The organism is Intrasporangium calvum DSM 43043 (assembly GCF_000184685.1).
Taxonomy (GTDB): domain Bacteria; phylum Actinomycetota; class Actinomycetes; order Actinomycetales; family Dermatophilaceae; genus Intrasporangium; species Intrasporangium calvum.
Genome location: NC_014830.1, coordinates 2,788,149 through 2,813,880, shown reverse-complemented (window position 1 = coordinate 2,813,880; position 25,732 = coordinate 2,788,149). Strand labels below are relative to the sequence as shown.

24 protein-coding genes are annotated in these 25,732 nt (G+C 71.0%); 19 read left to right on the top strand and 5 right to left on the bottom strand.

Features of this window, described 5'->3' with window-relative positions:
- Nucleotides 1–50 precede the first annotated feature (50 nt).
- The 9 genes from INTCA_RS12725 (at nt 51) to secA (ending at nt 11,962) form a co-directional block, all read left to right on the top strand.
- Nucleotides 51–593 carry a hypothetical protein gene (locus INTCA_RS12725; RefSeq protein ID WP_013493329.1) on the top strand — a complete coding sequence of 181 codons (543 nt, stop codon included), beginning with the start codon at nt 51–53 and terminating at the stop codon, nt 591–593.
- A gap of 144 nt (nt 594–737) precedes the next feature.
- The gene (mtrA, locus tag INTCA_RS12720) at nt 738–1,415 is read left to right on the top strand and encodes an MtrAB system response regulator MtrA (RefSeq protein ID WP_013493328.1); all 678 of its coding nucleotides are present in this window, start codon (nt 738–740) and stop codon (nt 1,413–1,415) included.
- A gap of 42 nt (nt 1,416–1,457) precedes the next feature.
- Complete coding sequence (mtrB, locus tag INTCA_RS12715) at nt 1,458–3,248, top strand: MtrAB system histidine kinase MtrB (protein ID WP_013493327.1); 1,791 nt, start codon at nt 1,458–1,460, stop codon at nt 3,246–3,248.
- 164 nt (nt 3,249–3,412) lie between these two features.
- Nucleotides 3,413–5,206 carry an LpqB family beta-propeller domain-containing protein gene (locus INTCA_RS12705; protein ID WP_013493326.1) on the top strand — a complete coding sequence of 598 codons (1,794 nt, stop codon included), beginning with the start codon at nt 3,413–3,415 and terminating at the stop codon, nt 5,204–5,206.
- Nucleotides 5,207–5,482: 276 nt separating this feature from the next.
- Nucleotides 5,483–6,169: a ComF family protein gene (locus INTCA_RS12700; RefSeq protein ID WP_052338012.1), complete on the top strand. Its 687-nt coding sequence runs from the start codon at nt 5,483–5,485 to the stop codon at nt 6,167–6,169.
- Nucleotides 6,170–6,277: 108 nt separating this feature from the next.
- A complete protein-coding gene (gene hpf, locus INTCA_RS12695; protein WP_013493324.1) occupies nt 6,278–6,913 on the top strand; it encodes a ribosome hibernation-promoting factor, HPF/YfiA family in 636 nt (211 codons plus the stop codon).
- Between the two features lie 93 nt (nt 6,914–7,006).
- A complete protein-coding gene (locus tag INTCA_RS12690) occupies nt 7,007–7,720 on the top strand; it encodes a response regulator (protein WP_013493323.1) in 714 nt (237 codons plus the stop codon).
- A 9-nt stretch (nt 7,721–7,729) separates the two neighbouring features.
- The gene (locus tag INTCA_RS12685; RefSeq protein WP_013493322.1) at nt 7,730–8,938 is read left to right on the top strand and encodes a winged helix-turn-helix domain-containing protein; all 1,209 of its coding nucleotides are present in this window, start codon (nt 7,730–7,732) and stop codon (nt 8,936–8,938) included.
- Nucleotides 8,939–9,130: 192 nt separating this feature from the next.
- Nucleotides 9,131–11,962, top strand: coding sequence for a preprotein translocase subunit SecA (gene secA, locus INTCA_RS12680; RefSeq protein WP_013493321.1), 2,832 nt, complete (start codon nt 9,131–9,133; stop codon nt 11,960–11,962).
- A 132-nt stretch (nt 11,963–12,094) separates the two neighbouring features.
- Here the strand turns inward: secA and INTCA_RS12675 are convergent, their stop codons facing one another.
- Complete coding sequence (locus INTCA_RS12675) at nt 12,095–12,637, bottom strand: Rv3235 family protein (RefSeq protein WP_013493320.1); 543 nt, start codon at nt 12,635–12,637, stop codon at nt 12,095–12,097.
- Nucleotides 12,638–13,652: 1,015 nt separating this feature from the next.
- On the opposite strand from INTCA_RS12675, the gene INTCA_RS12665 reads away from it, so the two are divergent.
- Nucleotides 13,653–14,210 carry a hypothetical protein gene (locus INTCA_RS12665; protein ID WP_041307678.1) on the top strand — a complete coding sequence of 186 codons (558 nt, stop codon included), beginning with the start codon at nt 13,653–13,655 and terminating at the stop codon, nt 14,208–14,210.
- 21 nt (nt 14,211–14,231) lie between these two features.
- On the opposite strand, the gene INTCA_RS12660 is transcribed toward INTCA_RS12665, so the two are convergent.
- Complete coding sequence (locus INTCA_RS12660; protein WP_013493317.1) at nt 14,232–14,459, bottom strand: helix-turn-helix domain-containing protein; 228 nt, start codon at nt 14,457–14,459, stop codon at nt 14,232–14,234.
- Nucleotides 14,460–14,860: 401 nt separating this feature from the next.
- On the opposite strand from INTCA_RS12660, the gene INTCA_RS12655 reads away from it, so the two are divergent.
- Nucleotides 14,861–15,469 (top strand): CpaB family protein, encoded by a 609-nt coding sequence (locus INTCA_RS12655; protein ID WP_234423771.1) that lies wholly within the window; start codon nt 14,861–14,863, stop codon nt 15,467–15,469.
- Nucleotides 15,466–16,974: a CpaE/TadZ family protein gene (locus INTCA_RS12650; RefSeq protein WP_013493315.1), complete on the top strand. Its 1,509-nt coding sequence runs from the start codon at nt 15,466–15,468 to the stop codon at nt 16,972–16,974. The genes INTCA_RS12655 and INTCA_RS12650 overlap by 4 nt, the downstream gene beginning before the upstream one ends.
- Here INTCA_RS12650 and INTCA_RS12645 read toward each other — a convergent pair.
- Both INTCA_RS12645 and INTCA_RS12640 read right to left on the bottom strand, forming a co-directional pair.
- Nucleotides 16,935–18,293, bottom strand: coding sequence for a hypothetical protein (locus INTCA_RS12645; RefSeq protein WP_234423770.1), 1,359 nt, complete (start codon nt 18,291–18,293; stop codon nt 16,935–16,937). The two genes, INTCA_RS12650 and INTCA_RS12645, sit on opposite strands and share 40 nt — an antisense overlap.
- A gap of 9 nt (nt 18,294–18,302) precedes the next feature.
- A complete protein-coding gene (locus tag INTCA_RS12640) occupies nt 18,303–18,680 on the bottom strand; it encodes a hypothetical protein (protein ID WP_013493313.1) in 378 nt (125 codons plus the stop codon).
- A gap of 40 nt (nt 18,681–18,720) precedes the next feature.
- On the opposite strand from INTCA_RS12640, the gene INTCA_RS12635 reads away from it, so the two are divergent.
- From INTCA_RS12635 to pruA, 7 genes are all read left to right on the top strand, one after another.
- Nucleotides 18,721–20,142 carry a WS/DGAT/MGAT family O-acyltransferase gene (locus INTCA_RS12635; RefSeq protein WP_013493312.1) on the top strand — a complete coding sequence of 474 codons (1,422 nt, stop codon included), beginning with the start codon at nt 18,721–18,723 and terminating at the stop codon, nt 20,140–20,142.
- The gene (locus tag INTCA_RS12630; protein ID WP_013493311.1) at nt 20,142–20,585 is read left to right on the top strand and encodes a DUF6912 family protein; all 444 of its coding nucleotides are present in this window, start codon (nt 20,142–20,144) and stop codon (nt 20,583–20,585) included. Before INTCA_RS12635 ends, INTCA_RS12630 begins: the two co-directional genes overlap by 1 nt.
- Before the next feature lie 40 nt (nt 20,586–20,625).
- Complete coding sequence (locus INTCA_RS12625; RefSeq protein WP_013493310.1) at nt 20,626–21,222, top strand: TetR/AcrR family transcriptional regulator; 597 nt, start codon at nt 20,626–20,628, stop codon at nt 21,220–21,222.
- Between the two features lie 343 nt (nt 21,223–21,565).
- A complete protein-coding gene (locus tag INTCA_RS18745) occupies nt 21,566–21,940 on the top strand; it encodes a hypothetical protein (protein WP_052338011.1) in 375 nt (124 codons plus the stop codon).
- A 79-nt stretch (nt 21,941–22,019) separates the two neighbouring features.
- Nucleotides 22,020–22,733 carry an SGNH/GDSL hydrolase family protein gene (locus tag INTCA_RS12615; protein WP_013493309.1) on the top strand — a complete coding sequence of 238 codons (714 nt, stop codon included), beginning with the start codon at nt 22,020–22,022 and terminating at the stop codon, nt 22,731–22,733.
- A 172-nt stretch (nt 22,734–22,905) separates the two neighbouring features.
- Nucleotides 22,906–23,307 carry a DUF4870 domain-containing protein gene (locus INTCA_RS12610; RefSeq protein WP_041307673.1) on the top strand — a complete coding sequence of 134 codons (402 nt, stop codon included), beginning with the start codon at nt 22,906–22,908 and terminating at the stop codon, nt 23,305–23,307.
- Nucleotides 23,308–23,427: 120 nt separating this feature from the next.
- Entirely contained in the window at nt 23,428–25,056 is a 1,629-nt protein-coding gene (pruA, locus tag INTCA_RS12605) for an L-glutamate gamma-semialdehyde dehydrogenase (RefSeq protein WP_013493307.1), read from the top strand.
- A gap of 141 nt (nt 25,057–25,197) precedes the next feature.
- On the opposite strand, the gene INTCA_RS12600 is transcribed toward pruA, so the two are convergent.
- Nucleotides 25,198–25,695: a DUF2505 domain-containing protein gene (locus tag INTCA_RS12600; protein WP_013493306.1), complete on the bottom strand. Its 498-nt coding sequence runs from the start codon at nt 25,693–25,695 to the stop codon at nt 25,198–25,200.
- Nucleotides 25,696–25,732: the final 37 nt, after the last annotated feature.

The window sequence follows — 25,732 nt, the reverse complement described above, 5'->3', positions numbered from 1 at the left end:
GGACCGAAGAACGGGACGGGAGCCCCCATGGACAGGAGACGAGGAGATCGATGACGAAGCTCGTGGCGCGTGCCTTCGCCTTCGGGCTCAGCGTGGCCCTCAGCGTCGCCCTGGCCGGGTGCTCCACCCTGGAGGAGGCCCTGATGAGTCCGGGACCGATGGTGACGGCGCAACGGTCCACCGGCGAGCCGACGGGCACGCCCACCGGCGGGCCCTCGGCCACACCGACCGGGACCTCGCCGACCACGACGGCGGTCGTCGACCAGAGCACCCCCGAGGCAGCGATGGAGTCATGGCTCACCGCTCTCGTCGCCGGCGAGGGCGAGGACGTGTGCAGCCTGATGGCGATCGACGGACGGGCAGTGAGCGGCATCAAGGGGGCGGCGGCAGACTGCGGCGAGTCCCTGACTCCGCTGCTCAGCTCCCTCACCGAGCTGGGCGACATGTTCGGGGACGTGGAGATCGTCGGGGCGACGGTGGTCGATGACCTCGCGACCTTCGAGGCCGCGACCACGAAACCCGCCCTGGCCGCCCAGGTGATCCACCGGTTCAAGGCGGTCAAGATCAAGGACGAGTGGTTCGTGACCGACTGACGCCCCAGCCGCCTCCGCCGCCGGGCCGAGGCCTCCTGCCCCAGCGCCCCGGACCCGGTCCCGGCCCACCTGGACGGCCGCCGCGCTGTGTGATGATGTCGCCATGAGCTGCGGACCCGCCGGGGACCGCGAAGGGAGAAGGACGTGAAGGGTCGGGTTCTGGTCGTCGACGACGACCTCGCGCTCGCTGAGATGCTCGGCATCGTGCTGCGCAACGAAGGTCTGGAGGTCTCGCACGTGGCCGACGGCACGGATGCCGTCGCAGCCTTTCGCGAGGCCCGCCCTGACCTCGTCCTTCTCGACGTCATGCTGCCGGGGCTCGACGGCATGGAGGTGTGCCGCCGGATCCGGGCCGAGAGCGGGGTCCCCATCGTCATGCTGACGGCGCGGACCGACACCGTGGACGTCGTCGTCGGGCTCGAGTCCGGCGCCGACGACTACGTGGTCAAGCCGTTCAAGCCGCAGGAGCTGATCGCGCGGGTCCGGGCGCGCCTGCGCCGGGGCGACGAGCCGGCCCCGGAGAAGCTGTCGATCGGCGACCTGGACATCGACGTGGCGGGTCACTCGGTGAAGCGCGACGGCCAGCCGCTGTCCCTCACCCCGCTCGAGTTCGACCTCCTCGTCGCCCTTGCCCGCAAGCCGTGGCAGGTCTTCACCCGCGAGGTGCTGCTCGAACAGGTCTGGGGATATCGCCACGCGGGGGACACGCGGCTCGTCAACGTCCATGTGCAGCGGCTCCGGTCGAAGATCGAGCACGACCCGGAGCACCCGGAGATCGTCGTCACGGTGCGCGGCGTGGGATACAAGGCGGGTCCGGCCTGACGCCGTCAAGCCGGTGGCTCCGACGGGCACGAGGGGGCACGAGTGAGTGAAGTGGCCGAGATGGCCGAGATCGGCACTCCGCCGCCCCGGCCCGTGCAGCAGCCCGTGCCGCACCGAGTGGCGCACCTGGTCGGAGAGCTGTGGCGCCGGCCGCTGCGGCTCTGGCGCGCGTCCCTCGGCTTTCGCGTCGTGGTCGCGACGATGCTGCTCGGCCTGCTGGTCCTCACCGCGGTCGGCACCTACCTCTACGGGTCCATCGCCCAGGGCCTCGTCGACGGCCGGCAGCGGATCGCCGCGCTCGACTCCCAGCGCGATGCGAAGGACACCCAGAACTACTTCCAGTACACCGACAAGGTGGGGTCCACCGCCGAAGTCAGCCAGGGCGCGACGGACCAGATCCGGTCCCTGCAGCGCGACAGCGGCACCGAGGTGCGCTACGTCGTGCTCTCCCGGCTGGAGACCAACGACAACCCGAACATCATCGGTCCCATCGAGAGCGGTGCCGTGGGGGCCCGCTTCATCCCCACGGAGCTGACCCGCGCCGTCGCGAAGAACCCTGACCGCCAGCAGATCCAGATCACGACGATCGAGCAGGGCGACGGGACGGTCTCGGCCCTCGTCGTCGGCCAGCAGGTCGCCCTGCCGGTCGTCGGGCAGTACGGGCTCTACTTCATCTACCCGATGCAGCGGGAGCGCGACATCATCAACCTCGTCGGGAGGACCTTCCTCCTCGGGGGCATCGCGCTCATCCTCCTCGTCGGCGCGGTCGCCTTCGTCGTGACCCGGCTCGTCGCCGATCCCGTGCGTCGGGCGGCGCTCGTGGCGGAGCGGTTCGCCGAGGGAAAGCTCAACGAGCGGATGCGAGCTCGCGGAGAGGACGACCTCGCCCGGCTGGGCAACTCGTTCAACGCGATGGCCGCCTCGATCCAGCAGCAGATCGCCCAGCTCGAGAACCTGTCGCGGGTCCAGCAGCGGTTCGTCTCCGACGTGTCGCACGAGCTGCGCACGCCTCTCACGACCATCCGGATGGCGGCCGACCTCATCCACGGGTCGAAGGCGACCTTCGACCCGACCGTCGCCCGGTCCGCGGAGCTGCTGATGGGCGAGCTCGACCGGTTCGAGTCGCTCCTGACAGACCTGCTCGAGATCTCGCGGTTCGATGCGGGCGCGGCCGTCCTCGACCTGGAGGCGAACGACCTGCGCGGCTCCGTCGAACGTGCCGTCGACGCCCACCGGGCCCTCGCGGAGCGCAAGGGCACCCAGCTCGTCGTCCACGAGCCGAGCGCTCCGGTGGTGGCTGAGATGGACTCGCGTCGGATCGAGCGCGTGCTGCGCAATCTCATCGCCAACGCGATCGAGCACGGGGAGGGACGCCCCGTCGAGGTCACGGTCGGCGCCAACGACACCGCGGTCGCGGTGACGGTCCGCGACCACGGGGTGGGCCTGCGTCCCGGCGAGGCCGCCCTGGTGTTCACCCGTTTCTGGCGGGCGGACCCGGCCCGGACCCGCACCACGGGCGGGACCGGCCTCGGGCTGGCGATCGCTCTGGAGGACGCCCGGCTCCACGCCGGACGCCTCGAGGCGTGGGGCGCCCCGGGGGAGGGGTCGTGCTTCCGGCTGACCCTTCCCCGCCATGCCGAGGCGACGATCACGGGTTCGCCCTTGCCCCTGAGCCCCCTCGCCGTCGAAGCTGCGAGGGACCTCGACGCCGACGGGGGTGAGGACGGCGGCGGTGACGGCGGTGGCCGGTTCCGACGGACGAGCGATGACACGGTGAAGCTCCGTCGCATCACGCGCGCCGAGGCGGAGAACCGGGCGGAGCGGCCGAGATGAGCCACGCGCTCCTACCACCGCGGCTGGGCCAGGACCGTCGCCGGGAACGTCGCCGGGAACGTCGCCGGGAACGCCGCCCAGAAAGCCGCCGGGAACGTCGCCTGGAAAGCCGCCGGGAACGTCGCCCGCCGCGTCGCCTGGCAGGCTTGGCACGGTGGTGGGGGGTGGCGCTGCTCCTGGTCGCGACGACGACCGCGTGCGCCGGACTCCCTGAGTCCAGTTCCATCGCCGACGGGCGTCGTCTCGACGAGCCGATCAACGAGCAGATTCGAGTCGCCGCGCAGGCACCCGTGCCCGGTGCCTCCCCGGAGCAGATCGCGCGAGGGTTCATCCGGGCAGGGGAGGACCAGGGCGAGACCCACGCCACCGCGAAGGGCTACCTTGCGCACTCGTCCGTCGACCTCTGGCGCTGGGCGGCCCAGGAGACCATCGTCTACAACCGGTCGAGCGACCTGGAGGTCCGGCGCACCGGTGACAGCTCGATCGAGGTTCGGGTCGCTCCCGTCGGGGTCCTCTCCACGGACGGCCGCTACCGGGACGTCGCGCCCGGGACGGTCGTGCGAGCGGTCTTCGGCCTGTCCCGGGTCGCGGGAGAGTGGCGACTCGAGCTCCCGCGAGAGGGGTTCGGCCTGTGGCTCGAGGCGAGCGCCTTCGACAACCTCTACGTGGCCGCGCCGATCCACTTCGTCACCCCCTCGGGTCGTGAGCTCATCCCGGACACGCGGTGGTTCCCGAAGGGGCCGTGCCTCGCGACGAGCCTGGCGCGCGCCCAGTTGGAGCCGGTCCCCCGGCACCTGGCGGGAGCGGTCAGCACGGGCTTTCCGCCCACCACTCGGCTGGCCGTCAACTCCGTCCCCGTCGAGGGGGGCCACGCTCAGGTCAACCTCAGCGCCGCAGCGTTGTCCGCCGGCGCCGAGGACCGCAGGGCCATGTGGGCCCAGCTGTCGGCCACCCTCACGCGGGCCTACGTCACGTCGATCTCGATCTCGGTCGAGGGAACCGAGCTGGAGCTGCCTGGCCTCGGGACGACGCTGAACAGCCCACAGGAGGTCGGCTACGGGTTCACGCCGCCGATCCTGTCCGACTCCGCGCTGCTCCGCACCAACGAGACGTTCAAGCGGATCAACCCCTTCTTCATCCCTGATGATGCCAAGGCCCAGGGGCGGCGCGGGACCGAGTCCCCCAAGGCGAGCGACCCCAGGGAGATGGCGGCAGGCTGGGTGCGGTTGACGATGTCGCGCGACGAGAAGCAGGTGGCGGCGGTCGGTGGGGACCTCAAGGAGCTCTCGATCTGGGAGGCGCAGGAACCGCCGCTCCGCTTCCTGAACGACTGGAACGGGCTGGTGCGCCCCGCCTACGACGGTGACCAGTACCTCTGGGTGGCGGGTCGGGGGCCGGGCGGCCCCGGCATCTGGGTCCTGAGCACGTCCTCGCTCGTCCCGACACCCGAGCCGCAGCCCGTCGACGTCCCCTGGCTCGGCGAGGACGAGGTGGTGGCCCTGACCATCTCGGCCGACGGCACCCGAGCGCTGGTCATCACGAAGAGCCCCGCGTCCGGGGCGGAACGGCTGGTCGTGGCCGGAGTCGTCCGAGCCGACGGGCAACCGAGAGCGCTGGCCCCGCCGATGCCGCAGGCCCAGCCGCTCCAGGGGATGAAGGACGTCGTGTGGCTGGACGCCGACTCCTTCGCCGTTCTCGGCCGGCTCACCGACCGGGACAAGACGCGACCGTGGATCGGCCGCGTCGGCGCCGGTCTTGACGGCCTGCGGGTCCGCTACGGCCAGACGGATCCGACCCGCGAGCGACTGGAGCCGGTCGACGACGCACGAACGATCACCACCGCAGGGGGCCTGCGCGGTCTCCTCTGCGTGACCGACGACGGCAGGGTCCTGGCCAAGGCAGGTCTCGCCTGGCGGGCCATCGCGACCGGCTCCGACCTGCTCGTCCCCGGCCGCTGAGTCACCCTCGTGGGTGGCCGGGCGGCATCCACAGCCCCTCCGGCCGGCGTCCTGCATCCACAGCTGGCGGCAGTCACCCTCCTCCCGCACGCCTTCTCGTGGTGCGCTGGCCCCATGCCGCGTCTTCCCGCACGCCCGTTCCCACGCCTGCTCCCACGCCTGCTCGATCTCGTCCTGCCGCTCGAGTGCGCAGCATGCGGCCGGCCCGGGGCGGCGTGGTGCCGCAGGTGTGCCCGAGCGTTGGCCAGGTGTCGCCTGGCGCCCGAGGTCGCCCGGGTGCGTCCCGACCCGATCCCTGCGGGCCTGCCCCCGAGCCATGCCTGGGGGAGCTACTCCGGGCCGCTCCGGGCTGCGATCCGGGCGTGGAAGGACGGCGGACGCCGGGATCTCGACGTCGGACTGGCTCGCCTGCTCGGGGTGGCCATCGACCGCGCGGCCCGCGACGCCGGATGGCCCGTGGGTGGTGCCCTTCTCGTCGTCCCGATCCCCTCGTCGACCCGCGCCGACCGGTCCCGGGGCGACCGCCCGCTCGTCCGCGTCGTCGGACGGGCGGTCGCCGGGATCGGTGACGGGACCATGACCGCGGGAGGTGGGCCGTCCGGCGCCACACACCGGCTCGAGGGGCCGCTGGTGGCCCTGCGGCACAGCCGGACCGTCGCAGACCAGGCCGGGCTCGGCGCCCTGGCCCGGCTCGTGAACCTCCAGTCGGCCATGGAGGTGCGGGGGAGTGCCGCCCACCGCGTCCGGGGTCGCCGCTGCCTGCTGGTGGACGACGTGATGACCACCGGCAGCACGCTGGCCGAGGGCGCACGCGCTCTGCATGACGCAGGTGCTGCGGACGTGCATGCGGCCGTCATCGCGGCAACCCCCCGCCTTCCCCCTGCCTTCCCACAGCCGACGCGGCGAAGTACTGTCATCGAAAGAGCCCCGGTCCCGGGGACGGCGTCATCCGGACGGCCGTGACCTCGGGGGCCTGATCCAGGGAAGGGGTGGTGCCGAGGTGACACGTGGGCCTGTCCCGGGCCCCTGAGCAACAGCACCGAGCGCCCTGAGCGCGACCAAGGAGGAACCGTGGAGATTGTCGTGACTGGACGCCACGTCCAGGTCCCTGACCGATTCCGTCAGCTGCTCAACGAGCGTTTGGCCAAGGTGCCATCGCTCGCCCCGAAGGTGCATCGAGTGGATGTGGTGGTGACGCACGAGCGAGTCGCGCGAGGTCGCGGTTCGGAACGCGTCGAGATCACCTGCCGCGCAAAGGGGCCCGTGATTCGAGCTGAGGCCGCGCTCGATGACAAGTACGCCTCGCTCGACATGGCTGTCGACAAGCTGATGGAGAGACTTCGCAGGGTCAACGACAAGCGCCGCGTGAGCCGGGGACGGCGCGTTCCAGAGTCCGTCGCGCAGGCCACTGCCCGAAGCGACACCGGGGACGAGGCTCTGGCCGTCGGCGCCGAGGAGGCCGGCCCGGACGACAGCGACCGCTTCGGTGCCGTCGGCAACTCGCCGATCGAGGTCCGCGAGAAGGTCCACAGCGCGGCTCCGATGTCCCTCGAGGACGCGGTCAACCAGATGGAGCTGGTCGGCCACGACTTCTTCCTCTTCCACGACATCGACACGGACCAGCCGAGCGTGGTCTACCGGCGTCGCGGGTGGAGCTACGGCGTGCTCCACCTGGCCACCGCACCGGCTGTCGCCGCCACCGGCTGACTCCACCCTTGCCGAGCAGGGCGCCCACCGCGAGGTGGGCGCCCTGCTCGGACCGTCGAACGACTGGCCGGAACGTCGGTGCGGCCTGCCAAGATGACCTACGTGACCCCCGGCGCCGATGTGACACCCCCCGACGTGATCCGAGTGCTCATCGTCGACGACCATGCCCTCTACCGGCGAGGGCTTCAGACGGTGCTGGCCACCGAGGACGGCATCGAGATCGTGGGCGAGGCCGCTGACGGCAACGAGGCCGTCGACGTCGCCGAGGAGGTCCTCCCGGACGTCATCGTCATGGACGTCGGGATGCCGAAGCGCGGTGGGATCGAGGCGTGTCGGGTGATCAAGCAGCGGGTCCCGTCCGCGCGCATCATCATGCTGACCAGCTCGGACGACGAGGAGAACCTCTTCGAGGCGGTCCGCGCGGGGGCGAACGGCTACCTGCTCAAGGACGTGCCGCCTGAGGAGGTCGCGGCGGGGATCCGCGGGGTCTTCCACGGCCAGTCGCTGATCTCACCGATGATGGCCTCGAAGCTGCTCCAGGAGTTCGCCCAGATGAGCCGCCACGAGGGCACGGTGCCGGCAGCGACTCCCGAGCTGGAGCTGCCCCGGCTCACCGAGCGGGAGCTCGGGATCCTGCGTCTGGTCGCCCGAGGCAGGCTCAACCGTGAGATCGCGAGGGAGCTGTTCATCTCGGAGAACACCGTGCGCAACCACATCCGCAACATCCTCGACAAGCTGCAGATGCACTCGCGCATGGAGGCGGCGATGTACGCCGTCCGGAAGCGGCTCATCGAGCCGGGGGAGTGACGGTCTGCCGTGTCCCCCGGCTCCGCCCGTCGGCTGACCCGTGCCCAGGCCCGTCGCGTCGCCATTGCGGCCCAGGGCTTCCTCGACCCTCGCCCGCCTCCTTTCCGGGCGACGATGCGCCACGTCCAGCGGGTGGTCGACCGGGTCGGTGTCGTCCAGATCGACAGCGTCAACGTCCTGTCGCGGAGTCATTACCTCCCGTTCTTCTCCCGGCTGGGGCCGTACGACCGGGCTCTCGTCGACCGGGCCCGGGACCGGGCCCCACGTCGCCTCGTCGAGCACTGGGCCCACGAGGCGAGCCTCATCCCGCCAGGGACCTGGCCCCTCCTCGACCACCGGATGCGCCGGGCCTCCGAGGTCGCATGGGGTGGGATGCGGCGGATCCTCGCCGAGCGACCCGAGCTCGTCGACCTCGTTCAGGCGGAGGTCGAGGCACGCGGGCCGTTGACGGCCCGTGCTCTCGAGCGCGCCCTCGAGCACGACCAACCGCGCGGAAAGGACCAGTGGGGTTGGAACTGGTCAGAGGTGAAGCAGGCGCTCGAGTACCTCTTCTGGGCGGGCCGGATCAGCTCCGCCGGGCGCACATCGCAGTTCGAGCGCCGCTACGCAGCCCTCACCGCGACAGCTCCCCCCTCCCAGCGCGACGCCTGGCTCGACCGGCCCGGACCCGAGGCCGACCCAGAGCGGTTCGTCGAGCTCGTTCGCATCGCGGCCCGCGCCCACGGCGTCGGCACTGAGCGCTGCTTCGCCGACTACTTCCGGATCGCCCGGGCCGACGCCCGGGAGGCGATCGCGCGGCTGACGGTCGACGGCGAGCTGATCCCCGTGGAGGTGCCCGGCTGGCGTCCGGCCTGGCTCCACGCCGACGCACGGGTCCCCCGTCGTGTCCACGTGGAGGCCCTGCTCAGCCCGTTCGACTCGCTCGTCTGGCAGCGGGATCGCGTCCACGACCTCTGGGACTTCCACTTCCGGCTCGAGATCTACACTCCCGCACACCAGCGCGTCCACGGCTACTACGTGCTGCCGTTCCTGCACGGCGACTCCCTCGTCGCCCGGTGCGACCTCAAGGCCGACCGGGCCGCCGGCCTGCTCCGCTGCCATTCAGTGACCTGGGAACCGGGCGCCTCGACGGAGGCCCGTCCCGCTCTGGAACGCAACCTCGAGCAGATGGCGGAGTGGCTGGGCCTGCGCCACGTCGTGACGGGCACGGTCTCGTGAAGCGGGCCCAGCGGCATACGGATGCGCTCTGGGACGAGCCCGCGCAGTGACGGGAACTCCCGTCGGCCCGCGGTCCGTTGGTCGGGAAGGAGGGGCTACGACTAGCCTAGGCAGGTCCCGTGACGCACACGGGTGATCGTGCCCGCCGCATCGGCGGGTGGCATGACGTTGAGTCGGGAGTGAGTACGCACCATGGTCTTGGGCATCGACAAGCTGCTCCGCGCGGGCGAGGGCAGGACCCTCAAGAAGCTCCAGGGCATCGCCGAGCAGGTCAACGCCCTCGAGGCCGACTTCGAGAAGCTCACCGACGAGGAGCTGCGCGAGGAGACCCCGAACTTCCGCAAGCGCCTCGACGCCGGCGAGAGCCTCGACGACCTCCTGCCCGAGGCCTTCGCGGCCGTGCGAGAGGCGAGCAAGCGCACCCTGGGCAAACGCCACTTCGACGTGCAGCTCATGGGCGGCGCCGCCCTGCACCTCGGCAACGTCGCCGAGATGAAGACCGGTGAGGGCAAGACCCTCGTCGCGACGCTCCCGTCCTACCTCAACGCCCTGACGGGCAAGGGCGTCCACGTCATCACCGTCAACGACTACCTCGCGGAGTACCAGTCCGAGCTGATGGGCCGCATCCACCGCGCGCTCGGCATCGAGACCGGCTGCATCCTCTCCTCGATGACCCCCGAGCAGCGCCGGGCCGAGTACGCCAAGGACATCACCTACGGGACCAACAACGAGTTCGGCTTCGACTACCTGCGCGACAACATGGCGTGGGAGCCGTCCGAGCTGGTCCAGCGCGGCCATCACTTCGCCATCGTCGACGAGGTCGACTCCATCCTCATCGACGAGGCCCGGACGCCGCTGATCATCTCCGGTCCGGCGGACATCGCGGCCAAGTGGTACGTCGAGTTCGCGCGCATCGCCGCCCGGCTCAACCGGGGCGAGGACGGGCGAGGCGACTACGAGGTCGACGAGAAGAAGCGCACCGTCGGCGTCCTCGAGGGCGGCATCGCCCGGGTCGAGGACCTCCTCGGCATCGAGAACCTCTACGACACCGTCAACACGCCGCTCATCGGCTACCTCAACAACGCCATCAAGGCCAAGGAGCTGTTCAAGCGCGACAAGGACTACGTCATCATGAACGGCGAGGTCCTCATCGTCGACGAGCACACCGGTCGCATGCTGCCGGGCCGCCGCTACAACGAGGGGATGCACCAGGCGATCGAGGCGAAGGAGGGCGTCGAGATCAAGAACGAGAACCAGACGCTCGCGACGATCACCCTCCAGAACTACTTCCGGATGTACGACAAGCTCTCCGGCATGACCGGCACGGCCCAGACCGAGGCCGCGGAGCTGAACTCCATCTACCAGCTCGGCGTGATCCCGATCCCGACGAACATGCCGATGATCCGCAAGGACCAGGCCGACCTCGTCTACCGGACCGAGGTCGCGAAGTTCAACGCGGTCGTCGACGACATCGTCGAGCGACACACCCTCGGCCAGCCGGTCCTCGTCGGCACCACCTCGGTCGAGAAGAGCGAGTACCTCTCGCAGCAGCTGAAGAAGCGGGGAATCAAGCACGAGGTGCTCAATGCGAAGCAGCACGAGCGAGAGGCGGCCATCGTCGCCGATGCCGGACGCAAGGGAGCCGTCACCGTCGCGACGAACATGGCCGGCCGAGGCACCGACATCATGCTCGGTGGCAACTCGGAGTTCCGGGCCGTCGCAGAGCTGAAGCAACGCGGGCTCGACCCGGAGGAGACCCCGGACGAGTACGAAGCCGCCTGGGACGCAGCGCTCGCCGCAGCGGAGGCCGCAGTCGCGTCCGAGCACGAGAAGGTCACCGGCCTCGGGGGGCTCTACGTCCTCGGTACCGAGCGGCACGAGTCGCGCCGGATCGACAACCAGCTGCGCGGTCGCTCCGGCCGCCAGGGCGACCCGGGCGAGTCCCGCTTCTACCTCTCGCTGCAGGACGACCTGATGCGGTTGTTCAACGCGGCCCTCGTCGACCGGTTCATGGTGTCCGCCGGCATGGAGGACGACCAGCCGATCGAGTCCAAGATGGTGACCAACTCCATCCAGAAGGCCCAAGGTGCCGTCGAGGCGCAGAACTACGAGATTCGCAAGAACGTCCTCAAGTACGACGACGTGATGAACCGCCAGCGCCAGGTCATCTATGAGGAGCGGCGGGCCGTGCTCAACGGGCAGGACCTCCACGAGCAGCTCCGGATGTTCGTCAACGACGTCGTGGCTGGGTACGTCGACGCGGCGACGGCCGAGGGTTTCGCGGGCGACTGGGACCTCGACCTGCTCTGGGACGCGCTGCGTCAGGTCTACCCCGTCTCCATCACCATCTCGGAGATCGAGGACCTGGCCGGCGGACGCAATGCCATCAGCGCGGAGTTCCTCCGCGAACAGCTCATGTCCGACGCCCACCACGCCTATGACGAGCGTGAGGAGTCCCTCGGCTCCGACACGATGCGCGAGGTCGAACGCCGCGTCGTCCTCTCGGTTCTCGACCGCAAGTGGCGCGAGCACCTCTACGAGATGGACTACCTCCAGGAGGGCATCGGCCTGCGGGCGATGGCCCAGCGCGACCCCCTCATCGAATACCAGCGCGAGGGGTTCCAGCTCTTCGAGGCGATGATGGAGGCCATCAAGGAGGAATCGGTCTCGAACATCTTCTCGGTCCAGGTCGAGGTCAGCCAGCCGGCTCCACAGGTAGGGGCCGCGCCCGTCCCGGTCGGCGACCTCATGGGCAGTCTCTCGGCGGCCGCATCGGACTCGCCGGAGGCATCCGGAGCGGGCTCCGGGCGCACCCCCACGGCCGTCGAGGACGGTCCGACCCCCGCGAGTGAGGCGGCCGGCGTGACGGTGTCCGGCGTCGACCTGCCCAGCGCGGAGCGGCGCCCGTCAGCGCTGCGCTACACCGCCCCGGGAGAGGACGGCCGGGCCGTGGAGACGAGCCAGCAGCCGGTGGAGCGCAAGGCCGACCGACGAGGCAAGAAGGTCAAGCGGCGTCGCCGCTGAGCGATCGGCGCGACCGCCTCGCGAACCCACCTCCGGAGGGCCCGACCACGCGTGGTCGGGCCCTTCGTGTCTGCCCATCGTGCTCATGCTTCGTTGACCCCCGCCCGATCGGATGCTTCGCGCGGATCCCGGTCAGCCGACGGCGACCTGCGTCATCAACCATCGTCCGTCCAGGCCTTCCAGGCGGAAGGCCAGCGCGCGCACGCGCCCGTGGGACACGATGACCGCGCAGGCTTCCACGACGCCGTCGGCCGGCTCGCAGAGGCGGATCCGGCGGACCACGGCGGGGCGCCGGGCACCGCCGGTCAGGCGCCGGGTGGACACGAGGGCCCGTCGCGCGAGGAGGGCGTACACGGTGGGACTGGCATGCCGGATGAGCTGGGTGGCGGGCCGCTGGCCGGAGATCACCTCGACGACCGCCTGGGCGATCTTCGCGACGAACGGCTCGGGGTCGGGGAGGTCGCTCGAGCGGGTCGGCTGCCGCGCGAAGTCATCCTCCATGGCGGGGAAGAAGTCGAGCGCCAGGGCTTCCTGGGTGTACGGGGCCGCCTCGTACACCCAGGCGTCGTCCGCGCTGATCCGGCGCGGTGCCATGTCAGGGATGTGTCGCACGCTGAACCCCGCGAAACCCGACGACTGCGGTGGGATCACCGTGGACGGGTGGTGCTTCCTCACGGTGCCACCTCCGCCGTCGGGGCACGGAGGAGCTGCCCCGGGAGCACGACGTCAGGGTCGTCGCCGATGACCCCCCGGTTCGCCGCGAACCACAGTGGCCATTCCGCCGCAACCTCGCTGTCACTGGCCCCGGAGCCGAGGTGCCGCGCTGCGATAGACCACAGCGTGTCGCCGCGGCGAACGGTGACCGTGTCGATCGTCGAGCCGGCCGGTCGAAGTGTCCCTCCGAGAAGCGATCCGGGTCCTGGAGAAGTCACCCGCGCCGGACGGTCCGGGACCCACCCCGGGGCGGGGGCCGGAGTGGTGCGGCTCACGGCGCCGTGGGCCGGATGGCTCGGCGCGAAGCCCGGACCGGGCACGCCGCTCCCCGCTGCCGCTGGGGCGAGCGCGGAGGCAGCGCCGGAACTGCTGTCGGCAGCACTGCCTGAGGTGCCCGTGGAAGGGCTCCCGGAAGTGCTGGTGGAGAGGCTCGTTGCGGGGCCTGCGGCGGTGGGCCCGGCAGTGGTCGCGGCGGTGGTCGCGGCGATGGCCGCCGGCGCAGGCAGTGCCACCGTGCCCACTGATGCGCCCAGCGCCAGTGCGAGGGCTTGCCGCGCACAATGCGGAGTCAGCGAGTCGGCGATGCGGCAGAAGGTCCGCCCGAGCGCCCCTGGCGCGGCACTGAGCGCGAGGATCGCGAAGGTGATTCCCAGCCACCCGCAGAGGGCCACGGCTCCCCAGAGGAGACCCGCCCCAAGGACCTCGTCCGTGGTCGGGGGGCCGTGGCTGCCGGCCACCGGCCAGTCCTGCAGGGCCAGGCAGGTCAGCGCCCAGGCTGCGGTCCCAGCGCCACAGCTCAGCGCACCTGCTCTGATCGGTCTGGCGCCGGCCAGCGCGGCGTGTGGATGTTCCCCTGAACGTCTCATGACAGCTATTCAAGAGTGTTTGATGCCATTTGACAACGACAGATACTCCAAGCTGTGGATACCCCGCGACTACCCTGAGGGGAGGAGTTGACGGTGTGGGGGAGGGCAAAGTGCGTTGGGAGCGACTCTTCGCGGACCTGGAGGCTCGCCACTCGGCCGAGGCTGCGCTCGAGCGGGATGTCGAGGTCGCTGACCGCACGCGGCGCGAACGCGCCCAGGTCGGCTTGCACGCGCGCCTTCTCGCCAACGTGGGTGGACCGGAGATCTCACTCCGTGTGGCAGGCGCCGCGCCAGGCGGCGCGGTCGCGGGGGTGCTCGTTGACGTCGGGCCCGACTGGCTGCTCCTCGCCGAGAGCCGACGACATTCCCTGCTCGTCCCGCTCCCGGCGGTCAGGGGCGTGGTCGGTCTCGTCGGCGGTGCTCAGGAGCCCACGTTGGTGGCCAGGCGGTTCACCCTCGCCGCCGCACTCCGCGGGCTGAGCCGGGGGCGCGTGCCGCTGGAGGTCACCGCGGTGGACGGGTGGACGGTGACCGGGACGATCGACGCCGTCGGCGCCGACCACGTGGACCTGGCAGAACACCCGCTCGACCAGCCGCGCCGGAGCAGGCACGTCGTCCGGGCGCACGTCCTGCCCTTCGCGGCGCTCAGCTGCCTCCGCCACCCCTGAGCGGCGTACCTCTCGCGCGGGTCACTCCTCGCCGGCCCCGCCGAACGGATGGGCCTGCACGAACGATCGAGTCTCGGCGTACATCCGCTGGATGTAGGTCTCCAGCTCGGTGACCTCCACCCGCCACTGACCTCGACCGCCCACTTTGATCGCGGGGAGCTCGCCGGAGCGCACGAGGGCGTAGGCCTGGGCAGACGAGATGTTGAGGATCTCGGACACCTCGGCCAGCTGGAGGAACCTTTGGGCCACGATTGCTCCTTCACTTCGTTGCCGCCGAGCGACGGGTGATGCGCGTCTTTGAGCAACTCATACCCCAAGCGGCGTCAGGTGCACTTTCGCCGTGCCGGGCGGCTCGGTCATAGTCCCTGATGGTTGAATCTGGTTTAGTTTTCCACAGTTAACCCCCTGGGGCGGTGGTTTCCCACCGAATGGGGCAGGATGTGCGTGGCGCGTCCTGCTGCCGAGCCTGCCAAGGGACTGCACACCCTGCCGCCTGGTGCCCGGAAGCGGTTCGAGGCGGTGGCCCGTGCAGGGGCCGCGCCATGTCCGAGCTCCACCATGCCCACCAGGGGGTTGTCCGACCGATGAGCGTCCATGCCGTACCGACCGCCAAACGACTCGAGAGGCCCTCGTGGCGAGACAGTCGACTGATGGTGGGCATCATTCTCGTGCTGGTGTCGGCGACACTCGGTGCCAGGCTCGTTGCCAGTGCCGACGAGCGAACGCCGTACTTCGTCGCCGTGGATGACCTCGTCGCCGGTGACCGGGTGACGGGGGCGACGTTTCGCAGGGTCGACGTCGCACTCTCAGACGGAATGGGGGGCTACCTCCGAGCCGATTTCCCGGTGCCGGTCGGCAAGGCTCTCACTCGTGACCTCAGGGCGGGGGAGCTCGTCCCGTCCTCGGCGCTCAGTGACCCCGGCGAGGTGGACGTCCAGCGGGTCACCGTGCGCACGGACGCGACTGCCACGGTCGGTCTCGACCGCGGACAGCGGGTCGACGTGTACGTCACGCCGGACGCCCACGGCGCCGGGGCTGAGGACGAAGATTCGGGTACCGAGCTCCTGCTCGAGGCGGCCGCAGTGGTCGAGATCGTGGCGAGCGAGGGAGGTTTCGGTGCGGCGGCGCGGACGTCGGTTCAGCTTTACGTGCCAACTGGCCAGGTGAAGGCGGTGGTCGAGGCGGTCGACCACGACGCGAAGATCACGGTGGTGCCGGTCTCCGGCGGACCTGCCGGCACCAGCGGGGGCGGCGCGTGACCGACGTGATCACCGGGCTGAGCCCGGAATGGGAGTCGGTCGTCGCAACGACGTTGGAGTCGGCGGCCGGGGTCGTGGTGACGCGACGGTGCGCGGACGTCTCGGAGCTCCTGGCGGTCGCCGAGGCGGGGCTGGGCGAGTGCGCGGTGGTCAGCGCGGACCTTCGTGGCCTCGACCTGACGACGGTACGGCGCCTGAGCCGGGCCGGGCTGAGCGTCGTGGGGCTCTGTCCTCCGGGTGACGAGGGGGCGGAGCGCCGGCTGCGCCAGCTGGACGTCCCGATCGTCCTGTCCGTCGACGCCGGCCCTGAGTCCTTCGGCACCGCGCTTGCCTGTCCGGGGCCGCACCGCGCAGGCGCACCACCGAGTGGAAGCCCGTCGGGTGGCCACGGCTCCGAACACCAGGTGGTCATTCCGGACCACATCCCCGAGGATCTCCTCGGGCCCCGGGCCGAAGTGCCGTCGCTGCCGGTCGGGGACAGGACAGCACCCCAGTCGCCGTCCCACTCGCGCGGGATCGAGGCCGCTCGGGAGGGGGAGCTCGAGGTGGGCTGGCAGCCGCGGGGCTCCGAGACCGTCTCCGGGTCCGTCGGCGGCCCGGCCCTCCCGGAGCCCGGGGACGGCAGTGCCGGGGGTCGGTCGACCGTCATCGCGGTCTGGGGACCCACCGGCGCGCCGGGCCGCACGACGGTCGCGGTGAACGTGGCCGTGGAGCTGGCCGCGCGCGGGCAGGAGGTCCTCCTCGTGGATGCGGACACCTACGGGGGGTCGATTGCCCAGGCGCTCGGCCTGCTGGACGAGGCGCCGGGCCTCGCGGCCGCCTGTCGTGCAGCAGACCAGGGCACCCTGGACCTGCCAGCGCTGGCTCGGCTCGCACCCGTGGTGACGCCGCGCCTCCGGGTCCTCACCGGGCTGCCCAAGGCGGAGCGATGGCCCGAGCTGCGGGCGGCCGCCCTCGAGCGGGTCCTGGATCTCGCGCGCGAGCTCGCGGCGGTCGTGGTCATCGACTGCGGATTCTGTCTCGAGGACGACGAGGAGCTCAGCTACGACACCACCGCACCTCGCCGCAACGAGGCGACCCTGATGGCCCTGGCGCATGCGGACTCCCTCTTGGCGGTCGGGGGAGCCGATCCGGTGGCACTCCAACGCTTCGTCAGGGCATTGCAGGAGCTTGGCTCGGTGCCCTCGCCCACCCCGATCCCGATAGTCAACCGGGTCCGGAGCAGCGCGGTGGGCTCCCGGCCCGAGGAGCGGATCGCTGAGTCACTCCTGCGCTTCGCCGGCCTCGAGGGGGTGTCGTTCGTGCCCGACGACGCGCAGACCGTCGACGCAGCCCTCCTCGCCGGCCGCTCGGTGGTCGAGCACGCCCCGGACTCCCGGCTGAGGGCGTCGTTCGCCGAGCTGGCCACGGCGGTCGCCCCGTGGACCCGGACCCGGGTCAGGGACCGGCGTGGCCGGCGGTGGCGTCAGGGTGCGAAGAGGATGGTGAGTCCGGCGAACGTGTAGAAGAGCATGATGAGCATGAGCGGCACCTGGCCGATGACGGCCGAACGCCGGTCGAGGACCGACACGGCGCGCTCGTGGGCGGCCAGGACGCCGAGCAGGTGGCCGAGGACGATGCCGACGGCCTGGATCGTCGCGACGAGGGTTGCCTGGACCAGGGTGTCGTCCGGTCGGATGCCCGCCGTGCCCAGCAGGTCCGCCCCGGTGCCGAGGGGGTCGCTGAGGAGGGCCAGCCCCACCGGGGCCTGGTAGACGAAGAGCGACCAGTAGTGGGCCACGACGTACCCGCCGGCGATCGGCACGAGCGAAGGAGCGATGTCCGACACGAAGTGGAACGACTCGTGCATCGGCCTGCGCGACAATGCCATCGACACCGCGGCGGCGAGCCACAGCGTCAGTGCGACCGCTGCGAAGAAGGCGAGCAGGGTGGCCGTCTTGAGCAGTGAGCTGGAGACGGTCGACGTCTGCACGAAGGTCGCCCAGGCCAGGTTGGCCGAGAACCCGTCGTACGCCGTGCTGCCGAGCATGACGGCGACCGTCGCGACGAGGCCGCGTTCGCCCCGCAGCTCGTTGATCCCGTGGAGCGGGGTCCTCAGCACCCACCGGCCGTCCGTGCGTCGACCGAGGGGGGACAGCGCCCCGATCAGGCGGGACCACGCCTCGAAGGGGTCGGCGCGGTCGAACCAGGCCCTGCCGAAGAGAGCAGCTCCGAGGACGGACACGAGGAGGAAGCCGAGGACGAGGAGCCGGAGGAAAGGGATGCTGGTGTTGTCCGCGGCCACGAGCTCGACCCAGGTGAAGAGCGCCAGCCCGATCGCCGCGGGCCACCACCCGGCGCGGTAGGGCAGGAGCGCGAGGTCGGGGGAGACCCGCGCGAGTCGCAGCAGCCCGGTGTGCAGCAGTCGCAACGGGTTGATCACCCGCCAGACGGGCCCGAACACCATGGACACGAATGCGAGCCCCACCCAGAGCCAGACGTAGACGATGTGCGGCACCGGGTTGCGGGCGCTGTCCGGGCCGGCCAGGAGGGCGACGAGGGTCCACAGGGTGAGCGCGATCGACAGGGCCTGGGCGACCCGCCGGACCCACCGCGACTCGAGGACCGCGGTGAGCGCGCCGGGCAGGACGATGCCCTGCGACCGGTCGAGGCGGGGTTCCCGCCACAGGAAGCCGATGGCGAGGAACGAGATGACGAGGGCGGCGAGCGCGCTCGCCATCAGCGCGGCGAAGGGCAGCGGCAGGTCGCTTCGCGTTCCCACCCCGTGGGCCGGGAGCGCCCCGATGGCCTCGAAGATGCTGCCGTATGCCGCTGGGCTGGCCACCACAGGTCCCTACCGGACCGCGACGGTGAGGATGGTGAGGGCGGGGTCGTGCGTCTCGACCTCGAACACTCCCGACTCGGTCCCGACCAGCCTGACGGTCGTGGGCTTCCCGGCCTTGAGGTCGGCCTCGGCCCCGTTGAACCCGTGGGCGTGCAGCTCGTCGTCGTGGTCGACGGTGACGGTGAGCTCGAGGGCCTGTCCGACTCCGAGCTCGACCTGGGTGGGGGGAGGAGTGATGGTCGTCCCGCTCACGGAGATCTCCATCCGGCTGGCGACCGGGGCGCTCGCGATGGCCTCGGGCGACAGCGCGTCGGGTGAGCCGCACGAGGCGGCGCCGAAGAGCGCGAGGAGACCGATGGCGTACGGCAGGGCACGATTCACACGCATGGGGCGGATCCTACGGGCAGCCGTCTGGCAGAGTGTGAGCATGTCGGACCGGCTGACCTCTCTCGACGCGTCGTTCCTCTACCTCGAGCAGTCGACGACGGCGATGCACGTGGGCTCGGTCATGATCTTCGAACCTCCGGGTCAGGGCTTCGACCACGACGAGCTGGTCCGCATCATCGAGAGCCGGATCGGGGCCATCCCCCGCTTCCGCCAGAAGGTCCGAGACGTCCCCGGCCGGATCGCCAACCCGGTCTGGGTCGACGACGAGGCGTTCGACATGAGCTACCACGTCCGTCGGACCGGCCTGCCTCGCCCGGGCACGGACGCCCAGCTGCAGGACTTCGTGGCGCGGGTCCAGCCGCGCAAGCTCGACCGGACCCGCCCGCTCTGGGAGGTGTACTACGTCGAGGGCCTGCAGGGCGGGCGGTTCGCCATCGTCACCAAGACCCATCACGCCCTCATCGACGGGATCAACGCGCTCGACATCGCTCACGTCATCGTCGACTCGACCCGCGGCGAGAGTCAGGCCGATGGTCAGATGCCGTGGGAGCCCAAGGCGCCGCCATCGTCGATCGAGCTCGTGGCCGGTGCCGTCGTCGATGCGGTGCGTCGACCGACCCAGGTCATCGACCTCGTCCGGGGGGGTCTCAACGACGCGCTCCAGGTGGGTCTCCGCGCGGTGGAGTCGGCTGGGGCCATGGTGTCGACCGTCGCGCGAACCGCCGCTCGGCCCGCGCCCCCCTCCCCGCTCAACGCGCAGGTGGGGTCGGCCCGTCGGTGGGTCATGGTCTCGACGGATCTCGAGGACTACCGCAACGTGCGCAAGCGGCTGGCGAAGGGGGCCTACGCCGAGGACGTCACCATCAACGACGTCGTCCTGGCGACGATCGCCGGTGGGTTCCGCAGCTGGCTCCTCGCCCGTGGCGAGCCGGTCCACAGCGGCACTGTCGTGCGGGCCATGGTGCCGGTCAGCGTCTACGGCGACGATCCCGCCGGGATGTACGCCAACCAGGTGATGGCGTGCGTCGTCAATCTTCCCGTGGGCGAGCCGGGCGCCTCGATGCGGCTGCACCAGATCGCCTTCGCGATGCGTCAGCAGATGGAGGGGGGCCAGGCCGTGGGCGCGACGTCCCTCGCCAACCTGGCCGGCTTCGCGCCGCCGACCCTCCACGCCTTGGGGGCGCGGCTCGGCTCCGCGGTCTCGCGACGGCTCTACAACGTGATGATCACCAACGTCCCCGGGCCCCAGGCACCGCTCTACGCCGGCGACGCGGAGATGCTGTCGACGTACCCGGTGACCCCCTTGGCCCAGGGCCAGGCATTGGCGATCGGCATCACGTCCTACAACGGCGGTGTGTACTACGGCCTCAACGCCGACCGGGAGGCCATGCCGGACGCCGACGACCTCGCGGCGTCGATCGTCGACTCCCTGGCCGAGCTGCGAAGTGGGCGGGAGTCCTGATGCCCGTCGTCCGGATCTACTTGCCCGTCGGCCGACGTGAGCTCGAGCACCTCCAGGTGACCGGTACCGTCGACGCCTCACCCTCGAGTCCGCGGCAGGGCTTCGCCGTCACCGACGAACTGCGGTCCCGCACCCCGAATGCCGACGTCGAGGAGCTCGAGTACGCCGCGTTCGCCGATGCCGTGGCGGCGTCGGCGTCGGCTCGCTCGGCGCCGGGCGACCGCCGGGTCGTGGCTGCCACGGACGCCGACCCGGAGTGGGTGTCGACCGGCGGCGGGGGAGCGGTCAGCTCAGTCGCCCTCGTGGCTCCGGTGCCGATGAGCCGTATCGCGTCCTTCCACGTCGACGAGGACCGCGGCGTCCCGGACGACGGCGGGCAGTCGGACGACCTGCTGTGGTACGACGTGACGGAGCTGGCCGAGGTTCGCACGCTGCTCGGGTGACGTCTTGCCAAGGGCCGAACGTTCGTGCTTTTATTCCGAGGTGAGCAAGGGCGAGCAGACCAAGACCGCCATCCTCGGGGAGGCCAGTGAGCTGGCGTCCCGGGTCGGCCTCGGCGGCCTCACCATCGGCACGCTCGCGTCGGCGGCCAGTCTCTCCAAGAGCGGGCTCTACGCCCACTTCATGTCGAAGGAGTCCCTGCAGGTCGAGGTGCTGCGCTACGCACGTGACCTGTTCACCGACAATGTCCTGCGCCCGGCGGTGAAGGCGCCCCGTGGGGAGCCGCGACTCCGGGCCGTCTTCGAGCACTGGCTCGCGTGGCAGACGAGCCGCTTCGGCGGTGGCTGCATCTTCGTCAATGCGGCGAGCGAGTATGACGACCAAGAGGGCCCGGTGCGCGACGAGCTGGTCCGCGCCGAGCGCGACAAGCAGGAGTCCATCGCACTCGTCATCCGGACAGCGGTCGCCGAGGGGCACTTCGACCCGGACGTCGACCCTGCGCTGGTCGCCTACGAGCTGGAGGGGATCCTCCTGTCACACCACTACGCACGCCGACTGATGCGCGACCCGAGGGCCGACGAGCACGCGCGTCGGGCCTTCGAGCGGCTGCTCGAGCGCTGTCGGCGACGGTCCGCCTGACCGGCGGACGACACCCTCTCTCCGGCTCGGCGCGCACGGGCCCTCACTCCCAGGAGTCCTCATCACCTCTTTCGTTCCCAGAAAAGCATGATCGTTCGTGCTATCCTTTTCGCCGGGAGTCGACTCACCTTCCGGGCGGCCGACCTGGCGTCCCCCGGCGTGGCTGCGGCCTGGGCGGAGCGGTGGTGGTTCCGGCTGGCGCCGCCGGCTCAGGTCGACCCCTCGCCCGGGAAAGGCACGCGAGAGCTGCTCGGCGGCACCTTCGAGGTGCGGCGGCGCGGTCGGGCCGTCCGCGGATGGGCGTGGGGCGAGGGACCGGTCGTCCCTGCGCCGGTTCCGGGACATGCTCCGGTTCGGTCGGCGCACCGAACGACACCTGGTCGCGCGGGCAGAGCGACGCACGGGCTATCCGGCGGCCGAGCTCGACGTTGCGCGCCTCGGTGCGCAGCTGGATCCGCGGCCGCCCCTGCTGGTCGTCCACGACCTCCACGACAGGGAGACAGCGCACAGCGGGTCGGCTCGCCTCGTGGCGCACTGGCCCGGCGCTCGCCTGTACACGACCGCCGGTCTCGGGCACCGGCGGATCCTCGCGGATGCAGCGGTGGGTGGTGCGGTGGCCCGCTTCGCGGCGCGGCTACCGGTTGAGGCGTCGCTCCACGGTGGCGAGCGGCCGCAGCCCCTGCCGGAAGGGTGGGTGCGGGAGAGCAGCGTCGCCTGAGACCGCCCGGACCTGGCACGCTGTCCAGCCCGTGAGCGGTGGTGGGCCAGAGGGCCAGAGCCCTTGTTACCGTGCGCCAATGGACTTCACCGCCGACGAGTACGCCCGCCGCGACGCCGAGCGCCTGCGCGAGGTCCTCGCCGGGCCCCCGGTGACCTGGACCTTCATCGGTGACAGCATCACCCAGGGCGTCGTGCACACCCATGGCTGGCGCAACTTCGTCGAGCTCTTCGCCGAGCGGGTCCGGGGCGAGCTCGGCAGGCTCGGCGACGCGGTCATCAACTCCGGCGTCTCCGGAAGCACCGCGCAGAGCCTGCTCGGCGAGTTCCACTGGCGGGCCGGACGGTTCGCACCAGACGTGCTGTTGGTGATGTACGGGACGAACGACATGCTCGACTCGGACGAGGGCGTCCGCGGGTTCCGTTACCGGCTCGACCAGATCGTCCAGCAGGGCCGGGACGTCGGGGCGACGGTGGTGCTCCAGACGCCACCGCCCGTGCTGCCCGACGGTGCTCGGACCCCAGAGCTGATGGGTCGCTACGCCGCAGCCGTCCGGGAGGTGGCCGAGACGCTCGGGGTCGTCCTCGTGGACCACGCGGCCGCGTGGGAGCGGGCGGCTCGCGAGGTCGGGTCCGACGTGGCTCCGGACGGATGGCTCGACGACTCGTGCCATCCGGGCGCCCGCGGGCACCAGGCGATGATCCGCACCCTGCTCGCGACCCTCGACCTCGACGACCCGAGCAGCCCGGTGTGCAGCCTCGCCGCCACCCCAGCGGTCGCGGCCCCCCGCTGAGCCAGCTGAGCCAGCTGAGCCAGCTGAGCCAGCTGAGCCAGCTGAGCCAGCCGCGTCTGCCGCGTCTGCCGCGTCTGCCGCGTCTGCCGGCGCGGACGTTCAGGGTCTCCTCAGGGTGCGTTCAGGGCAGACCTCCATGGTTCGGCGGCACGCCTTGGCGCAGACTGGTCGCATGACCTACCCATACCGGCCGGACCCGACCCGCGACGCCGTCGCCGTCACCGACGACGAGCGCACTTGGGCGGTTCTCGGTCACATCTCCACCCTGGTCGCCGCAGTGCTCTCGGTCGGCTGGCTCTCCTTCCTCGGTCCGCTCGTGATCTGGGCGGTCCACAAGGACCGGAGCGCCTTCGTCCGGCAGTCCGCCGCCGGCGCGTTCAACTTCAATCTCGTCATCTGGGCCACGACGATCGTCGGCTGGATCTTCTTCATCACGCTGATCGGCATCCCGGTCGCCATCATCCTGTGGGTCGCGGCCTTCGCGACGAGCGTGTACTGCCACGTGCGGGGCGCCGTCCTCGCGAGCCGGGGTGAGCAGTACCGCTACCCGTGGGGCCTCACGGTCCTGCGCTGAGCGGTACGCCGCACCGCTCCTGCCCTGGGATCGACGGCGTGGAACGATGGGACGGTCGCCCACCAGGCGACCGTCCCCCACGCCGTTGAACGGCGCGACCCACACACAGCAGGAGTCTCGATGGACGCAGTGACCCACGTCCCTGCACCGGTCAACGAGCCGGTGCTCGACTACGCGCCCGGTTCCCCGGAGCGCTCCGCGTTGGAGGCGGCTCTGACCGAGCTCGCCGCCACGCCGGTCGAGCTGACCCACGTCATCGACGGTCAGCGGGTGCTCGGGGGCGGTGAGGAGATCACGGTGCGCCAGCCGCACGCGCACGCGAAAGTGCTCGGCACGCTGCGCGGTGCCACCGCCGCTGACGCGTCGAGGGCCGTGGCCGCCGCCAAGGGTGCGGCGCCCATGTGGCGGGAGCTCGCCTTCGACGACCGGGCCGCGATCCTGCTCAAGGCCGCGGAGCTGCTGGCCGGGCCGTGGCGGGCCCGCCTGAACGCTGCGACGATGCTCGGCCAGTCCAAGACGGCCTACCAGGCCGAGATCGACGCGGCCTGCGAGCTGATCGACTTCTGGCGGATCAACGTCCACTTCGCCCGGCAGCTCCTCGAGCAGCAGCCACCGCTGAACTCCAAGGGGGTCTGGAACCGCTCCGACTACCGTTCCCTCGAGGGCTTCGTCTACGCGATCACCCCGTTCAACTTCACGTCGATCGCGGGCAACCTGCCGACCGCTCCGGCCCTGATGGGCAACACCGTGGTGTGGAAGCCGGCACCGACGCAGCAGCGGGCGGCGACGGTCATCATGGACCTGCTCGAGGAGGCCGGCCTCCCGCCGGGCGTCATCAACATGCTCACCGGCCACGGCGCCGAGGTCTCGAAGGTGACGCTGACCGACCCCGACCTGGCCGGCATCCACTTCACCGGCTCGACGCCGACCTTCCAGCACCTGTGGAAGGAGGTCGCGGGCAACCTCGACCGCTACCGCACCTACCCGCGACTCGTGGGCGAGACCGGCGGCAAGGACTTCATCCTCGCCCACCCGTCCGCCGACCCGGCGGTGCTGCGCACGGCAATGATCCGCGGCGCGTTCGAGTACCAGGGCCAGAAGTGCTCGGCCGCCTCGCGCGCCTACGTCCCCGCCTCGGTGTGGAAGCAGATCCGCGACGAGCTGGTCGACCTCACCAACGGGCTGGAGCAGGGTGACATCACCGACTTCACGCAGTTCCTCGGGGCCGTGATCGACGAGCGGGCCTTCGCCAAGCACAAGGCAGCCATCGACCGGGCGCACGCCACCGACGGCGTCGACGTCATCGCGGGCGGCACCTACGACGACTCCGTCGGCTACTTCATCCGGCCCACGATCTGGGTCGCGAGCGACCCCGACGACGAGTGCTACACGACGGAGTACTTCGGGCCGATCCTGTCGGTGCACGTCTACGACGACGGCGACTACGACCGCGTCCTCGACCAGATGGAGCGCGTGGCCCCGTACGCACTGACCGGCTCGATCATCGCGCAGGACCGTGCTGCGATCGCCGACGCAACCGCGCGGCTTCGCTTCGCGGCGGGCAACTTCTACATCAACGACAAGCCGACCGGGGCGGTCGTCGGGCAGCAGCCGTTCGGTGGCGGCCGGGCGTCCGGCACGAACGACAAGGCCGGCGCCGCGCAGAACCTGCTCCGCTGGACGAGCGTGCGCTCGATCAAGGAGACCTTCGTCCCCCCGACCGACCACCGTTACCCCCACATGCGCTGACCAGCGCCTCCGGACGGAGCCACGCGGGGGAGCTGACGGTCGAGGTGAAGCGAGCCCAGCGGCATACGGCACCTGTCGTATGCCGCTGGGCTCGGGGCGGCGCGTGCCTGCCCGGCGGTGACCCGCCGCACCGCAGCCCGCTCAGCTGCGCTCGTCCAACCAACGCCGACCGGACTCGTGCTCGCTCCGGAGCGCCTTGATGAAGGCCGGCGCTGCCGCCTTCTCGATCCGGCCGCCGATGAGCGGGACGTTCGCCTTGAGGTCGCCGTCGATGGTCAGGTGCGTCGACCCGCCCTGCGGCTCCATCCGCACCGTCCCGCGCATCGCCACGGGGGCGCCGGCAGCCTCGACCGTCAGGGTGCCGTCTCGCGACCCGTCGGCGGAAGGGGCGCTCCAGCGGTAGGTCTCGGTCACCGAGAGGTGCGCGCCCACGATGGACTTGACGAAGTCCGGCAGCCCGTCGGAAGACAGGTCTCGGCGGGTCACCACCACGGCCCCCGCGCCCTCCTCACGGACGGCGACGTCGTGCCGCAGGGCCCCGGAGTCGGCGCACTTGCGCTCCTGGAACTCGGGACTCGTCTTCATCGCATAGACCACGTCCACCGGGGCGTGGTAGGTGATCGTCTCGGTGATCCGCATGCCCCAACGCTAAGGCACACGGCGCGGCAACGGCCGG

Bases quoted from the DNA above. Each gene is read 5' to 3' on its own strand.
- INTCA_RS12725 (WP_013493329.1), top strand. From the start codon at position 51: ATGACGAAGCTCGTGGCGCGTGCCTTCGCCTTCGGGCTCAGCGTGGCC.
- INTCA_RS12690 (WP_013493323.1), top strand. From the start codon at position 7,007: ATGACCTACGTGACCCCCGGCGCCGATGTGACACCCCCCGACGTGATC.
- secA (WP_013493321.1), top strand. From the start codon at position 9,131: ATGGTCTTGGGCATCGACAAGCTGCTCCGCGCGGGCGAGGGCAGGACC.
- INTCA_RS12655 (WP_234423771.1), top strand. From the start codon at position 14,861: ATGGTGGGCATCATTCTCGTGCTGGTGTCGGCGACACTCGGTGCCAGG.
- INTCA_RS12640 (WP_013493313.1), bottom strand. From the start codon at position 18,680: ATGCGTGTGAATCGTGCCCTGCCGTACGCCATCGGTCTCCTCGCGCTC.
- INTCA_RS12635 (WP_013493312.1), top strand. From the start codon at position 18,721: ATGTCGGACCGGCTGACCTCTCTCGACGCGTCGTTCCTCTACCTCGAG.
- INTCA_RS12630 (WP_013493311.1), top strand. From the start codon at position 20,142: ATGCCCGTCGTCCGGATCTACTTGCCCGTCGGCCGACGTGAGCTCGAG.
- INTCA_RS18745 (WP_052338011.1), top strand. From the start codon at position 21,566: ATGCTCCGGTTCGGTCGGCGCACCGAACGACACCTGGTCGCGCGGGCA.
- INTCA_RS12615 (WP_013493309.1), top strand. From the start codon at position 22,020: ATGGACTTCACCGCCGACGAGTACGCCCGCCGCGACGCCGAGCGCCTG.
- INTCA_RS12610 (WP_041307673.1), top strand. From the start codon at position 22,906: ATGACCTACCCATACCGGCCGGACCCGACCCGCGACGCCGTCGCCGTC.
- pruA (WP_013493307.1), top strand. From the start codon at position 23,428: ATGGACGCAGTGACCCACGTCCCTGCACCGGTCAACGAGCCGGTGCTC.
- INTCA_RS12600 (WP_013493306.1), bottom strand. From the start codon at position 25,695: ATGCGGATCACCGAGACGATCACCTACCACGCCCCGGTGGACGTGGTC.